Origin of the sequence: Alcaligenes sp. EGD-AK7 (assembly GCF_000465875.3) — a bacterium.
Lineage (GTDB): Bacteria > Pseudomonadota > Gammaproteobacteria > Burkholderiales > Burkholderiaceae_B > Alcaligenes > Alcaligenes phenolicus.
This window is the reverse complement of sequence record NZ_AVOG02000067.1, coordinates 177471-192626: the sequence shown is the minus strand read 5'-3', so window position 1 is coordinate 192626 and position 15156 is coordinate 177471. Positions and strand designations below refer to the sequence as shown.

Here is a 15156-nt window from a genome sequence, read left to right as displayed (position 1 = left end):
AAATTACAGTGTCCGGGCGATCTCTTTGATCTCGAAGATCTCAAGCTGGTCGCCCACTTGGATGTCGTTGTTGCCACGCAGCGTGATACCGCAATCGAAGCCGGAACGCACTTCCTTGACGTCGTCCTTGAAGCGGCGCAGGGAATCCAGGTAGCCACTCCAGTGCACGACGTTGTTGCGCAGCAAGCGAACTTGCGAATCGCGACGGACCACGCCTTCGGTAACCATACAACCGGCGATATTACCAATACGCGACACGTTGTAGACTTCGCGGATTTCAACCATACCGATGACTTCTTCGCGCTGCTCGGGAGCCAGCATGCCGGACAGGGCTGCTTTGACCTCGTCAACCGCATCGTAAATGATGTTGTAGTAACGCAGATCAATGCCGTTGGCTTCAGCCAGTTTCTTGGCGCTTTGCTCGGCACGGACGTTAAAGCCGATCACTACCGCGTTGGAAGCAATCGCCAGGTTGACGTCGCTCTCGGAGATGCCACCCACGGCGGCGTGTACAACCACCACACGCACTTCGTCGGTAGACAGCTTGACCAGCGACTGTACCAGCGCTTCTTGCGAGCCCTGAACGTCGGTCTTGATGATGAGCGACAGGGTTTGCATGCCTTCGCCCAGATTGTCGAACATGGACTCCAGCTTGGCGGCCTGTTGACGCGACAGTTTCACATCACGGAACTTGCCTTGACGGAACAGCGCGATCTCACGAGCTTTACGTTCGTCAGCCATCACAACCAGTTCATCACCCGCAGCGGGCACTTCAGTCAGACCCTGGATTTCTACAGGAATCGACGGACCAGCCGAATTCAGCGACTTGCCGGTTTCGTTCAGCATGGCGCGAACGCGACCGAAGGAGGCGCCGACCAGCACGCTGTCACCACGGTTCAAGGTACCGCTTTGAACCAGGATGGTGGCCACAGGACCGCGGCCCTTGTCCAGACGGGCTTCAATAACCGTACCCTTGGCAGGTGCGTCAACCGGAGCCTTCAACTCCAGCATTTCGGCCTGCAGCAGCACGTTTTCCAGCAATTCGTCGATGCCTTGGCCGGTTTTGGCCGACACAGGAATAAAGGGCACATCGCCACCGTATTCTTCAGGCACCACTTCTTCGGCTACCAGTTCCTGCTTGACGCGCTCTGGATTAGCTTCAGGTTTATCAATCTTGTTGATCGCCACCACCAGCGGCACGCCAGCGGCGCGAGCGTGGTGAATGGCTTCACGGGTCTGGGGCATCACACCGTCATCGGAGGCCACCACCAGAATCACCACGTCAGTGGCTTTGGTACCGCGGGCACGCATGGCTGTAAAGGCTTCGTGACCGGGAGTGTCCAGGAACGTAGCCGTGCCGCGTTCTGTCTTGACGTTGTACGCACCGATGTGCTGGGTAATACCACCGGCCTCGCCCGAGGCGATCTTGGCGCGACGGATGTAGTCCAGCAGCGAAGTCTTACCGTGGTCAACGTGACCCATGACAGTTACCACTGGAGCACGGGGCTTCAGTTCGGCGTCGTTCTGAGCATCGGTATCGACCAGGAAGGCTTCAGGATCGTCCAGCTTGGCAGCAATCGCCTTGTGACCCAGCTCTTCGACCAGAATCATGGCTGTTTCCTGATCCAGAACCTGGTTGATGGTAACCATCTGACCCAGCTTCATCAGGTGCTTGATCACCTCGGCAGCCTTGACGGCCATCCGGTGAGCCAGATCGCTGACCGAAATGGTTTCCGGCACGTGCACTTCACGGGCAATGAATTCTGCCACTTGCGGTTCACGGCGCTCGGCCTGAGCGTTGCGGCCACCACGACCACCCTTGCCACGACCTGCCTTGGCATTGGCTTTCCAGCCTTCACGACCACCACCGGCACCGGCGGAAGCCACATCAGCCTTGGAAGGCTGCTTCTTGCGGCTGGCATCGCTGGTCCAGCCAGGGGTGCTGTCAGTCTTGACGGGTTTGCCCGGGGCCTTCTCGGTCTTGGAGCCTTTGGCGTCTTTCTTCTGAGCGCCCTTGGCACCTGCCTTGCTATCAGCCTCTGGCTCGGGAGCACGCAAGACCTTACGAGGACGGTTCAACATATCGCGCAACGCAGCGGCTTCGGCCTCTGCGGCCTTACGGGCGCGATCACGATCCTGGTCTTGCTCCACATCGGCGGCAACAGGAGGAATCACCGGGCCACGCACTGCACGGCGCTGACCAGTAGCAGCCATATCCCGAGGTTTTCCAGTCGAAGTGGGCGTTTTAGTCCCTTGAGGGTGCTGATTTTTATTCACAGAGTTAGCTTGACGGGCGTCGTTTACAGATTTAGTAGGTTCCACGGGCTTTTCTTGGGCCGTAGGAGAGGGAGCCGATTCGGCCTTTTCCTGAACAGGCGCTGCCGCAGCTTCGGATGGCTCCGTTGCAGCAGGTGCTTGTTCCTGAGGCTGAGGCTCGGGTTTCTTTGTATCTTCCTGAGCAGCCTCAACGGGCTGTGCAGGAGCAGCAGGTTCGGGCGCAGGCTCGGCAACAGGAGTCGGCTCGGGAGCAGCGACCACTTCGGGTTCAGGCTCTGGCTTGGGCTCAGGCTTGGACTCGACAGGGGCTTGCTCTTTCACAGGAGCTTCAGGAGTTGCTGCCACAGGATCTACAGGCTTGCTGACAGGCGCGGCAGGCGCCTGTTCAACAGCCGGCTTTTCCTGACTGGCCGCCTGGGCCTGAGCAGCTTGCTCCTTTGCATTTTCCTGTGCCAATGCCGCATTGGCTTCTGCCACCAGCTCGGAGGGATCACGCTTTACAAACACGCGTTTTTTGCGTGTTTCCACCTGAATCGTGCGGGAGCGACCCGATCCGTCATCCTGACGGATCTCCGATGTTTGACGGCGAGTCAGGGTGATCTTGTTGCCTTCCTGACTGCCGTGCGAGCGGCGCAACGATTCAAGCAGCTTCGCCTTATCCGAATCAGTGATGGCGTCATCAACTGATTTGAGCTCAATACCTGCGCTACGCAACTGCTCCAGCAGAACATTCGCAGGCATTTTCAGTTCTTGAGCGAACTGGGCGACAGTGTTACTCGACATTCGACTCTCTCTTGCTTTACTACAACTATTCTTAATGAATACAACGCGCGGGACCTAGCTAGACATATCAGGCCTCGTCGTCAAACCAGTGGGCACGGGCACGCATGATCAGTTCGCTGGCCGCATCTTGCGCCAGGCCGGTCATCTCGGACAGTTCGTCCGTTGCCAGTTCCGCCAGTTCATCCAGCGTTGTAATCTCGTTTTCGGCCAGTACGGCGATCAGCTCAGGCGTCATGCCCTCGACTCCTGCCAGTTCCTTGACCGCGGTCTGTACCAATTCTTCCTTGGCGATGGCCTCGCTCAGCAGCGCGTTGCGGGCGCGGGCACGCAGCTCGTTGACAGTTTCTTCGTCAAAGGCTTCGATGTCCTGCAATTCCTGCAGAGGCACATAAGCGATTTCTTCCAGACCGGTAAACCCTTCGTCGATCAGAATATCGGCCACGGCTTCGTCCACATCCAGACGGGACATGAAGGTAGCACGCAATTCTTCGCGCTCTTCGTCCTGACGGTTGCGGCTTTCTTCCGGTGTCATGATGTTGATCTGCCAGCCCGTCAATTCCGATGCCAGACGCACGTTCTGACCACGCGAACCAATCGCCTTGGGCAGGTTTTCTTCGTCTACCACCACATCCATGGCGTGCTTGTCTTCGTCCACCAGAATGGATTCGACGTGTGCCGGTGCCAGAGCACCGATCACGAATTCGGCCGGATCATCGGCCCACAACACGATATCGACCTGCTCGCCGCCCAGTTCGTTACGCACCGCAGTAACGCGCGAACCTCGCATGCCCACACAAGTACCGATAGGATCGATACGCTTGTCGTAAGCAATAACAGCGATCTTGGCGCGCACACCCGCATCACGGGCAGCGGCCTTGATTTCCAGCAGGCCCTGTTCGATCTCGGGTACTTCGTTCTCGAACAGTTCTTTAATGAATTCAGGTGCTGTACGCGACAAGATGACCTGCTGGCCACGTGCTGCGTAGTCCACCTTCTGTACCCAGGCGCGGACACGGTCGCCCACGCGGATATTTTCCTTGGGGATCATTTCCGAACGAGGCAAACGTGCTTCGATCTTGCCCATTTCGATAATGGCATCGCCCTTGTCCATGCGCTTGACCGTACCGGAAACGATGGTCTCACCACGCTCCAGGAAGTCGTTGAGCACTTGCTCGCGCTCGGCATCACGGATTTTTTGCAGGATGGCCTGCTTGGCAGCCTGGGCACCGATACGGCCAAACTCGATAGGCTCGAGTGGCTCTTCGATGTAATCGTCCACTTGCAGCTCGGGATCGATCTCCTGGGCGTCCGACAGCATCTCCTGCTTGTCGGGCTCTTGCAGACCGGCCTCGTCGGGCACGACCAGCCAGCGCCGGAAGCCTTCGTGGGCGCCGGTTTCCCTGTCGATTTCCACACGGATATCGACATCTTCCTTGAAGCGCTTTTTCATGGCCGAGGCCAAGGCGCTCTCGAGCGCGCTGAACACGACATCACGCGCTACGGATTTTTCACGCGCCAGCGCATCGACCAGCAATAGAATTTCGCGACTCATCGCTTCTTACCCTTGAAATCAAGAACGGGATCCAATTTGGCACGATCCACCTGGTCATAGGTGAATTCGACCTGCGTCAGCTTGCCCGATGCTTCGTCCAGTTCCAGCCTAAAAACGGTATCCAGCGGAACACTAGCCGGTAGCGCCCCTTCAGGAGCGTGGAGCGTACCCACAAACACTTTCCGATTGTCGAGCGCCTCGTGCAGGCGCACCTGCACCCGACTGCCCGCAAAGCGCACGTAATCGCCAATACGCAACAAGGGGCGATCTATCCCCGGCGAGGCCACTTCCATGCGCTTGTAATCCACGTTTTCCACTTCGAAAACGCGTGATAATTGTTTAGACACCCATTCACAGTGTTCGATACGCACCCCTTCCGGGTGATCGATGACGATGCGTAACAAGCCTAGCGGCGCACGCTCCACGTCCACCAGTTCGTACTCGGTACCCGCCAGGGTCTCTTGTGCCAAAGCTAGAATGTCTGCCATAAAATCCAAAAAAAATGGGCTGTACGCCAGCCCATGGTCACCATGCACGCTTGAGAATCAAGCGGGCCCTGGTCTTGCGCATTGCCAACGTCAAATCGGGATAGTTGCAGGCGCAACCGAACCGGATGATCTACGCGGTCTTTGCCTTGAAAGACCGCCCTATTCGCTGGCGCGCAGCATCAAAAAAGACCCAGCCGACACAAACGTCTCTGAGCCAAGTTCTATATTCTACCAGAAAACCGGAAAATACGTGCATTCACACGGCCTTACAGGCCCAAACCGCAGGGTTCGGGCCACAAACTCAAAGTCCGTGCGACTTGGCTTTACCGGCGCCCGCGTCCCAAGTGGGATTCATGGGCTGCCGAGCTGGCTGGCTGCCAGTCGTCATCACGACGGCTGACACGGCGCACCACCGTTGTTTTCTTCACAGGGGCCCTGGGCGTTTGCCCGGCACCGGCACGATCGGACGCGCCGCGACGGGCCGAAGGCGCACGTCCTTCCTGTGCCCCGCGAGCGTGACCACCACGGGCCTGCTCACCGCGCGCCTGATCGCCACGCACTGGACGGCGGCCATTGTGCACACGCGCACCTTCCTGCGAACGCCCCTCGCGACCGCGACCTTCATGCGCGCGTCCTTCCGAAGAACGCCCTTCCGCCGAGCGACCGCGTTGCTGGCCACCACGTACACCCTGACCGCTACGTGGAGCACCACGCCCTTGACCACCGTGTTCACGACGACCACCATCAGGATGGCCATTGGCCAGACCACCGCTAATGAACAAGGCACCGCTGACGGATTCGTTTACACGCACATTATTTGAGGAGCGACCGCGACCTGCCACACGACCACCACGCCCCATGCGAGCACCACTCAGACCGTTATGCTCCAGCGTACCGAAACCGGGAGGCAAAGCGCTGTCGTGGGACAGAGGTTGACGTTCGCGACGCTGGTGGGTGCCTTCGTCATCCGACTCTTTCACCAGCCCCAGGCGCAGCATGAATGCCATCACCACATCAGCATCCAATTCTTCCCAACGGCCACGGCGCAGATTTTTAGGCAGACCCACATCCCCAAAACGAGTGCGAATCAGACGGCTGACCGTCACACCCATCGCTTCAAACATACGGCGCACTTCACGGTTACGGCCTTCATGAATAGTGACGCGATACCAACGGTTGCTGCCTTCGCCACCCAAAAATTCGATCATGCCGAACTTGGCCACACCGTCTTCCAACTGCACGCCATCGCGCATGGATTGCATTTGCTCTTCGCTCAGCTCACCCAGAACACGTACAGCATATTCACGCTCGGCACCGTAGCGCGGATGCATCATGCGGTTGGCAATATCACCCGATGTCGTGAAGATCAGCAAACCCTCGGTATTCAAATCCAGTCGACCGACCGACAACCACTTGCCCACTTTCAGGGAAGGCAGGCGACCAAACACGGTGGCACGGCCTTCGGGATCGTCGTGCGTGACAATTTCGCCAGCCGGCTTGTGATACAGAATCACGCGCGGAGGACGCTTGGTGTTGGCACGATTGATCAGTTGACCATTGATACGCACCTTGTCATCGGCACTGACACGCTGACCGATATGGGCAGGTTCGCCATTCACGGAGACACGACCTGCAACGATCAGTTCTTCCATATCGCGGCGCGAGCCGATACCGGCTTCAGCCAGCACCTTGTGCAATTTAGGCTGCACCAAGTCGCTGCCCATGTATTTACCCAGGCGCTGCGACAAACGACTTTGCTTGTCCAGATGGCTGAATGCGATGTCATCATCACCATCCAGAATCACAACCGGAGCGTCGTCAGCAGGGTTGGAGTAACGAACGGCCTGGGTGTTGCCTGGTCGCTTGTTGGCGCCACCGCGTGTATCTGGACGACGACCGGCAGCCGCAGGTTTGCGTCGATTGTTTTGTGGGCGAGCTGGGCGGGCCTTGGCCTCACCAGGAGCGGCCGCCTGGACCTCTTCATTCTGGCGGGGAGCCGACTCTTGCGTGGCATCGCCACGACGGCGGCGAAACGGCGTGCGCAGCTTGCGCCCCTGGCCCTTCGCGCGGGGATTCTTGGGGTCGGCCGCGCCAGAGGCGTCCGACATGGAGGCTGTGTTCGTCTCGTGCGAATCAGTCATTTTTAATCATTTACTCCAGAGTTTTTTATTTCGTCCGGTACCTGTATATCCGATAGGCCAGCCGCAGCCTGGGCCTCATCCACGGGGTCCGGTGTCGTATTCACTTCAGCTTGTTCGGTTTGTGGCAGCTCCGCTTCTGAAACCGCCTCAAGCAAATCGTCCTGACTGCCTGGCTCGGAATCCAGTTCGGACTCCAGCTCAAGCTGAGCAACAGAGGCCTGTAGCGGCTCCATGCTCACTTCCAAAGCAGCGTCTTGCTCTGCTTCTAGTTCTATTTCTTGCCCTGCTTCGGAACCAGTTTGCTGCCCTGCCACAGATGCAGACTCTTGCTCTGCACCCTGCTCTGCCGCTTGCTCCTGGCTCTGATCCTGATGATCCCCGCCCTGCTGTTGATCTTGCTGTTGATCCTGTTGCTGATCCCGTTCTTGATCCAATTCTTTGTTCTGCTCCTGATCAGCCGACGCAGCTGCTTGCCCGTTTGGCAAGGAAGCCAAGGCATCCAGGGAGTCCAGAGTTTCAACCGAAGGCAACTCATCCAAAGAGCGCAGACCCAGATCATTCAGAAACTGACGGGTCGTTCCCAGCAATGCCGGACGTCCGGGCGCATCACGATAGCCCAGCACTTCAATCCAGCCCCGATCCTCCAGGGTACGCACAATTTGAGTCGATACGCTCACACCACGTATGTCCTCAATATCCCCACGGGTAACAGGTTGCCGCCAAGCAATAATCGCCAAGGTTTCCAGCACGGCCCGCGAATACTTGGGCGCGCGCTCCAGACTAAGACGGGACAAAAACACTTGCATGGCCGGGCGACTTTGAAAGCGCCAACCCGAGGCAACCTGAACCAATTCCAGGCCACGCTCCTTCCAATCCAATTGCAAGATAGCCAGATAACGGCGCAGATCATCCGCGCTCAGCGGCGGGGAGACAAACATTTTGCGCAACTCGGCGCTGTTCATGGGCTGCTGTGCACACAGCAAAGCCGTCTCCAGGACTCGGATTATTTCACTTTCAGTCACTGCTGGGAAGCCTCACTTTCTGGCGATACTTGCATAAAGCAAAAATTCCATGTTAGTATTTATCTTTTCCGGCGCGGGGTGGAGCAGCATGGTAGCTCGTCGGGCTCATAACCCGAAGGTCGTAGGTTCAAATCCTGCCCCCGCAACCATCACCCGGAACTGCTTAGCGGAATCAAACAAGCCAGCCAATTTGTGCTGGCTTTTTTGTTGCCCGCTGTTTTGATCTGCAATCTTGCGCGCGGCGCAGCCCACAGTCAGAACACGCAGGCCAGCCATCAGCGCTATGGCAACAACCCCAGCCCAAGCAAAGGCCACCGCAGCAGCCGCAGCACGCATCCGAATCACCATCGTCGCCATCATCGGGCCTTTTTGCATCGGGCCGGAAGCGCACGCAAGCCCGCCGCCCTGGCTCAAACCAGAAACAGCCGCTTTAAAAGCAATTAAAAATGTTGTGTAAGCACACATGCTGATGATGAGTATGTCCGCAAGCCCTATCGGACTGGATTTGAATTGGCGCTCCGGATTGGCGGAACGCGAAAACAGCACAACAACGTTTGGGGCAATAACTGATCGGGGCGACAGGTCTACATTGTCAAATGCCAACATCAAGGCACCAACAGACCACCGCAGGGCTTATCGATTGCCTAAACCTGAAGCAAAGCCAGAAACAGAGAAATTCGTTTTGCCGGGACATCCCGCCTAGTAGGGGAGCCGACTGCTATCAAAGCCAGATGCCAGCCATCAAGAACTGGTCGCTATACAGGAAGCCGCTTGCGCGTTTGAACTTTTTGAAATGCCAGTCCGGCTGAACCTGTAAGCACAGTTCGTATTACACCATTGCGACCAGCAAGACGCAAGAAAATTGAGGATCGTTTTATCCAGCCTTTATGCCCCTTCCAGCGGCAATCGCCAAATATTGATGAAATAAACACGCCACACTATGTACATAATCAAAAACTATGTTATAGTTACTTTTCTGACGCGGGGTGGAGCAGCATGGTAGCTCGTCGGGCTCATAACCCGAAGGTCGTAGGTTCAAATCCTGCCCCCGCAACCAAATTCATTTATCAGCTTCTTGCAGATAAATTTAAAAAAACCGGATTTATTCCGGTTTTTTTTATGCCTGTTATTTTTAAATAGTCCGGCTTCGTCAAAACAATAAACAAGGCGAACCCAAGACAAGCCCTCTTCCTGCAGTAACTCCCACCCCGCTAGTACGCCCCCATCTACTTCAAGCACGAAATTTTCTTGACGGCCGCAGTCTCACCGTGCGATAAACCTTCCCGTGCGGGTGATTAGCCAGCTTGAGCATGACCAGAACACAGAATAACAAGTCAGCTCCAGCCCCTCTAATCGTGCTTCAAAACCCGTCAATCAGCTTATCTGTGCGTGAACACAGTGGCATCCCGTGGGTGCCGCCAACGCTGCACGTGCACGATCCACAGCCAAGCTGAGTTTCAAGAAAGACGAAATCCCTTATGAAAGCCAGGTCGCCCCTTCTCCAGCTCTGGAGCAAGCGCATGCCTGCGTGATCCCGGGACCAGTCGTACTTTTTCCGCAGTCAATCAAAAACAACCGGAACTGGCTGGAGACAGCCGACTAAAGGATCAAGACATGAAACGAGTACCAGCGACCGTAGGTGCCACCCTGGCCTTGCTGATGGCCAGCACCAGCTCCTTTGCCGCCACCACCTATTTGACTTGCGAGTTTGCCGACCCCTCTGGCAAGCCCCAGGTCTTCAATTTCGCCCTGGATCAAGAGGCCGGCACCTTTGGGGTGTACGTTCCTGCTTCGGGCAGCGAAAGAATGGAACGAGGCACCTTTGCCGACAACAAAGCCAGCTTGAATGAAGGCGCGATTGCCTGGGAGATTGACCTGGCAAGCGGCACCATCATCCGTGATCGCCGCATGGTAGGCGAGAAAGATCAAGGCAGCTGCAGCGCCATTTCCGCCGAACGCAGCGGCTTCGAGCAGTAATCCCCTCTCCCCAAAAAGACATGCTTCTGCCCCCTTCCCAGGGGCAGCGCAGCTTATCTCTACAGCGCGAAAATGAAGAAACTTACAAGTATTGTGATCCTGGGCGCGATCGGCATTGCCATCGGCGCCTACGCCAGCGGCCAATTCAACACCTGGCTGCCACAGGAAATGAAGGTCGGCACCTCTGGCAGTTCCCTTCTGGGCAATGGTGAAGTGAGCCTGCAAAAGCAGGATATGCAACTGGCCGAGAAACTGCAGCCAGTAATTGCCTGCCTGAATGACGTCGCCAGCCCCTTGAGCCAGCATGCCCAGAAATACATCAAGGAATATCAGAACCTTGTCGCTACCCCCGGCTCCACCCGCATTGCCGCCAGCTTCAAGATCAAGGTGTACGAGCAGAACAACTCCATCTCGCGCGAATGCATCACCCAAATGCGCAATGCCATCGCCATGCCGCCAGCAGACGCTGGACTGGACAAGCCTGGTCAAGTGTTTGCTGACACGCTGGAAAACCTGATTCCCGTCATGAATGAAGCGGATCTCTATTACAGTCGCAAGGACAATATTGACGACCAGATGAAGAAAGGCCGCGAGCTGGACGAGCAGATCATGCCTCTGTTCATCAGCTTCTTTGATGCGGAAGACACGCTCAGACAAACAGTCTCGGAGCGCAATCACAGTCTGCGGGAAAAACAGCTGGTAGCGATTGAAGAGGCTTACGGCACCGAGAACTTTGCTTGGCACACGCTGAATGTCTCTCTGGCCGCCCGCCGCGCCGTTGATGCCATCAGCACGTTGGCAGAGTCCGAGCAGCTCACTGGCCAGTCCATCGAGAAAATCGAGCAAGCGTATCAAGCCGCCTTCGACAAGGCTGATGCCTTTGCCAAAGCACATCCCGACACCAAAACGCAGCTGGGCAACGCGCCCAAGTGGTTTGCCCTGTCCAGCAACTTCAATACCTTCCTGGTGGGCTTGAAGGATCTGCGCCGAGCCCTGGCATCGGACGCAAAGCAAGCCAATGTGGAGTACCAGCTCTCCAAGCTGGAGAACGACTACAACAGCATGATCAGAAACTACAACATGCTACCCGACGCCTGACGAAACCAGGCTAATGGCTGCGTTTTCCGTAAGCGGGAGAGCGCAGCCTGCGCACTGGCAATGGCAGACCCCAAGCAAGATGGGGTTGGTCCGGTATTACAGGGCCTCACGCCACCAGGGCCAAACGCTCATTAGCGCGCCGCGTCATCCTTGCGAAGATCGAAAAACCGCAAACCATCACGCAGACGATCACGCAGCCACACATAGACAGACGGGGCTTCTTGCCCTGTATTGAATCTGGCTTGCACCTTCATGCCAGACATCAATTTACGCACCTGATCCACAGACAAGCCAGACTCCAGACGTGCCGCTGGCCAAGGGGGATCCATTGTCATATTCAACGACAAGCGCCCCTGAGGCGCGGGTAGCTGAGCAATAAATGCCAGCAAGGCATCGCGGCTGTCCCGATCCGCCACCGAGTCAGGCATCAACTGCACGGAAGTGCGTGCGGCCAACAAGGCCTTCTCGATACCAGGGCGCGGGTCTTCGTACATGCTCATGTTCATCACCAACGCAGGCATGATCATGGACTGGATCAGATTCTGATTATCCAGGTACAGATTCAGACTTTTAAGCTCCGCCTGCTCAAGATCATCGGCACCCAAGGGGCGTCCTGCGGCCGACTCAATCCCGAATTGCGCCTGAGCACGAACCTCACGCAGGTACTGACTACGCAGTCGAACCTGCTCCAAATTCAATTGTGCCAAGGCCGAGTCCCACTTGTACTTGAAAGTAAAATCCATAGGCTTGGCTTGCAGGCGCATTACGTAGTCCTGCCCTGGCAAACGTCCCGTCAGAACATAGATCCCGCTTACTTGTAGATCCATGGAGTCTGGAATAACTTGCCGCTCGGACAAGGATGCCAAGCCCTCATCACGCAAGATCAGCTCATCAAAGGCCAGCAGCATTGACGAAAAACTGGCCGACCACTGTCCGTTCTGAACTAGACAAGCCCCCTCCTGATCCTGCATCTGCAGCTCGTCGCCGGATTGCGGCTGTAAAGCGACATAATTACGCAAATACTCACAGGCAGGACCCGCTTGAGCCGAACCCGCCAGCACCATCCACGTCCCCAGCGCCAAGGCAATTTTCTTCATGAATTCCTCTTATTGGGCAAGCGCTGGCAACAATACCAATCAAGCCTTCCCTTTGCATGAAACGCTGGCTAGTATACAAAGCCGTCAGGGTCTATGCCCTAGCCCTGTTTCAAGTTGAGCTTACCGACATACTCCCTGCCATGGTCAGCACTGAACCGATCCAATTCTCACTTTGCACACAACTGAGTCAGCTCGACGCAGCACACTGGGACGCGCTCTCTGGCCATCACCTGTTGCTCAGTCATGCTTTTCTGACGTCATTGGACAAAGCTGGCTGCGCCATTCCACAAACAGGCTGGTCACCACATTACCTCTTGATGCATCGTGGACAGACGCTGTGTGGTGCCGTGCCCCTGTATCTGAAGCACCATTCGCGCGGCGAGTATGTGTTTGATCAGGGCTGGGCTCAGGCTTATCAACGCCATGGGCTGGACTACTACCCCAAGCTGCTCAGTGCCGTCCCCTTCACGCCCGTTAGCGGCCCACGTCTGCTGGCGCACACACAAGAGGATCGCATCCTGCTGGCCAGGCAACTGATCCAGCTGACGCAAAGTAATCAGCTGTCCTCTGTGCATGTCCTGTTCCCGAATCCAGAGGACAGGCAAGCTCTGGAGCAGGCGGGCTTCATGATTCGCCACGATGTGCAGTTTCACTGGCAAAACCAGAACTACGCCAGCTACGAGGACTTCCTGGCTTCCCTGACCCAGCAAAAGCGCAAAAAAATGCGACAGGACAGCCGCAAGGTTTACGAGCAGGGGCTGTCCTTTGAGCACAAACAGGGCCAGGAGATTAGCGAGCAGAACCTGGACTACTTTTACCAGTGCTATGCCAATACCTATCAGGAGCGCGGACAACGCCCCTATCTGAATCGGGATTTCTTTGCGCGCCTGCACGAACATCTACCCGACTCTCTGGTACTGATTCTGGCGCAGCAAGATGGGCAAGATGTAGCCTGCGCCCTGTCGCTGCGGGACGGGCATACACTTTATGGACGTTACTGGGGCTGTACTCGATACGTGCCAGGCCTGCATTTCGAGACCTGCTACAACCAGGCAATTCAGTTCTGCATTGCGCAGCAACTGCGTTTCTTTGAAGGCGGTGCTCAAGGGGAGCACAAGCTCTCGCGAGGTTTGCTGCCCACTCCCACCAGCTCGGCGCACTGGATTGCTGACCCCCGCTTTGCCCACGCCATTGAAGAGTTCCTGCATGAAGAAGCGGGCCATGTGGCCCGCTATCAGGAAGCACTAAACAGCCATACCCCGTTTAAAACGCTGGCAAGCTAAAAATCAGTCTTTCTTGTCTTTGCCTGGTGGCGCAAAGGGAAAGACCGAGAACATTTGCCGGGTCTGATCCTGCATTTGGTCCTGCATTTGCACGAACAGATTCTTGCTCTGATCGATATAGCTGTTCATGACGGTTTGCATCACAGGCGCCTGTATGCTCATGAACTGAGCCCAGGCTTCGGGGCCGAACTGACCGCCGTAGACGCCTTTGGACTGTTCAGTCATGCGCTCCTGGATTTCCATGAAGGCCTGAATGTTCTTTTCCAGATACGAGCCCATCACCCCCTGCATGGCATTGCCATAAAAGCGGATGATCTGCATCAGCACCGGAGTGGAGAACATGGGGATACCCCCGCTTTCTTCCTCAAGAATGATCTGCAACAGAATACTGCGCGTCAGGTCCTCGCCGCTTTTGGCATCGACGACCGCGAACTCCTCTCCTGACAGGACCAGTTGCTTGACATCGACCATAGTGATGTAAGCGCTGGCCTGCGTGTCGTACAAGCGACGATTGGGGTATTTCTTGATGAGTCGAGGGGATCCCATGCTGGTGCTTACTTCCTAATCAATAAATCAAAAACACGCGCTATGCACTGCAACAAGCCTTAGCTCATGTGCAAGCCACCGTTCAGGGAGAAATCCGCACCCGTGGCAAAGCCGGAATCACCCGAGGCCAGCCAGGCCACCATGGAGCCAATTTCATCCGGTGTACCCAAACGGCCCACTGGAATGGTCGCCACGATTTTCTCCAGAACGTCGGGGCGAATCGCACGCACCATGTCCGTACCAATATAACCGGGGGAAATAGTATTGACCGTCACCCCCTTATTGGCAACCTCCTGAGCCAGAGCCATGGTAAAGCCGTGGATCCCGGCTTTAGCCGTGGAGTAGTTGGTCTGGCCAAACTGCCCTTTCTGCCCGTTTACTGAGCTGATATTGATGATGCGGCCCCATTGGCGCTCTACCATGCCATCAATGACTTGTTTGGTCACGTTGAACAGGCTGTTCAGGTTGGTGTCAATCACCGCGCGCCAATCTTCCTGACTCATTTTACGGAAGGTGCCGTCGCGTGTAATCCCGGCATTATTGACCAGAACATCCACACGACCAAAATCGGCAAAGACTTTTTTAAAGGTTTCAACGGTCGAGTCCCAGTCTGCTACGTTGCCCACCGAAGCATGAAATGTGTAGCCCAGCTCGGCCTGCTCACCCAACCATTTCTGAAAATCGCGATTGGGGCCGCAGCCTGCAATAACGGTAAAACCGTCTTTGGCCAGACGCTGACAAATGACTGTCCCTATCCCTCCCATACCACCAGTGACGTAAGCTACTTTGCTGCTCATATACTTCTCCTGAAAGGGGTGACAAAGCTCGATCCCTGGGCCGGCCCGGACAATGAAAAAGCCTGGCGTCGGGATAATGGAAGCAGGCAGACCGC

13 protein-coding genes and 2 tRNA genes are annotated in these 15156 nt (G+C 56.3%); 6 read left to right on the top strand and 9 right to left on the bottom strand.

Annotated features, from left to right (window positions below):
- Positions 1–3: 3 nt before the first annotated feature.
- From infB to scpB, 5 genes are all read right to left on the bottom strand, one after another.
- The gene (infB, locus tag N879_RS17820) at positions 4–3060 is read right to left on the bottom strand and encodes a translation initiation factor IF-2 (protein WP_009457605.1); all 3057 of its coding nucleotides are present in this window, start codon (positions 3058–3060) and stop codon (positions 4–6) included.
- 67 nt (positions 3061–3127) lie between these two features.
- Positions 3128–4612, bottom strand: coding sequence for a transcription termination factor NusA (nusA, locus tag N879_RS17815; RefSeq protein ID WP_009457606.1), 1485 nt, complete (start codon positions 4610–4612; stop codon positions 3128–3130).
- Positions 4609–5100 (bottom strand): ribosome maturation factor RimP, encoded by a 492-nt coding sequence (rimP, locus tag N879_RS17810; RefSeq protein ID WP_009457607.1) that lies wholly within the window; start codon positions 5098–5100, stop codon positions 4609–4611. Before rimP ends, nusA begins: the two co-directional genes overlap by 4 nt.
- Positions 5101–5423: 323 nt before the next feature.
- On the bottom strand, positions 5424–7241 hold the full coding sequence (gene rluB, locus N879_RS17805; protein WP_009457608.1) for a 23S rRNA pseudouridine(2605) synthase RluB: 1818 nt from the start codon (positions 7239–7241) through the stop codon (positions 5424–5426).
- Between the two features lie 2 nt (positions 7242–7243).
- Complete coding sequence (gene scpB / locus N879_RS20215) at positions 7244–8203, bottom strand: SMC-Scp complex subunit ScpB (RefSeq protein ID WP_235484337.1); 960 nt, start codon at positions 8201–8203, stop codon at positions 7244–7246.
- A gap of 132 nt (positions 8204–8335) precedes the next feature.
- Between scpB and N879_RS17795 the strand changes: the two genes are divergently transcribed.
- From N879_RS17795 to N879_RS17790, 3 genes are all read left to right on the top strand, one after another.
- Positions 8336–8412 (top strand) — tRNA-Met (locus N879_RS17795).
- 134 nt (positions 8413–8546) lie between these two features.
- Complete coding sequence (locus tag N879_RS20595; RefSeq protein WP_161808943.1) at positions 8547–8720, top strand: hypothetical protein; 174 nt, start codon at positions 8547–8549, stop codon at positions 8718–8720.
- Between the two features lie 523 nt (positions 8721–9243).
- Positions 9244–9320: transfer RNA gene (locus tag N879_RS17790), tRNA-Met, on the top strand.
- Here the strand turns inward: N879_RS17790 and N879_RS20205 are convergent.
- Positions 9299–9502 (bottom strand): hypothetical protein, encoded by a 204-nt coding sequence (locus tag N879_RS20205; protein ID WP_082453702.1) that lies wholly within the window; start codon positions 9500–9502, stop codon positions 9299–9301. The two genes, N879_RS17790 and N879_RS20205, sit on opposite strands and share 22 nt — an antisense overlap.
- 375 nt (positions 9503–9877) lie before the next feature.
- On the opposite strand from N879_RS20205, the gene N879_RS20695 reads away from it, so the two are divergent.
- Together N879_RS20695 and N879_RS17775 are read left to right on the top strand one after the other, a co-directional pair.
- Positions 9878–10240, top strand: coding sequence for a hypothetical protein (locus tag N879_RS20695; RefSeq protein ID WP_009457623.1), 363 nt, complete (start codon positions 9878–9880; stop codon positions 10238–10240).
- Positions 10241–10312: 72 nt separating this feature from the next.
- Positions 10313–11338 (top strand): DUF3829 domain-containing protein, encoded by a 1026-nt coding sequence (locus N879_RS17775; protein ID WP_022983558.1) that lies wholly within the window; start codon positions 10313–10315, stop codon positions 11336–11338.
- A gap of 131 nt (positions 11339–11469) precedes the next feature.
- Here N879_RS17775 and N879_RS17770 read toward each other — a convergent pair whose 3' ends face one another.
- Positions 11470–12435 (bottom strand): hypothetical protein, encoded by a 966-nt coding sequence (locus N879_RS17770; protein WP_009457625.1) that lies wholly within the window; start codon positions 12433–12435, stop codon positions 11470–11472.
- Between the two features lie 140 nt (positions 12436–12575).
- On the opposite strand from N879_RS17770, the gene N879_RS17765 reads away from it, so the two are divergent.
- Entirely contained in the window at positions 12576–13718 is a 1143-nt protein-coding gene (locus N879_RS17765) for a GNAT family N-acetyltransferase (protein ID WP_031233024.1), read from the top strand.
- Between the two features lie 3 nt (positions 13719–13721).
- Here the strand turns inward: N879_RS17765 and phaR are convergent, their stop codons facing one another.
- Both phaR and phbB read right to left on the bottom strand, forming a co-directional pair.
- A complete protein-coding gene (phaR, locus tag N879_RS17760) occupies positions 13722–14264 on the bottom strand; it encodes a polyhydroxyalkanoate synthesis repressor PhaR (protein WP_009457627.1) in 543 nt (180 codons plus the stop codon).
- Between the two features lie 59 nt (positions 14265–14323).
- Positions 14324–15061, bottom strand: a complete 738-nt coding sequence (gene phbB / locus N879_RS17755; RefSeq protein ID WP_009457629.1) for an acetoacetyl-CoA reductase — start codon at positions 15059–15061, stop codon at positions 14324–14326.
- Between the last annotated feature and the right edge of the window lie 95 nt (positions 15062–15156).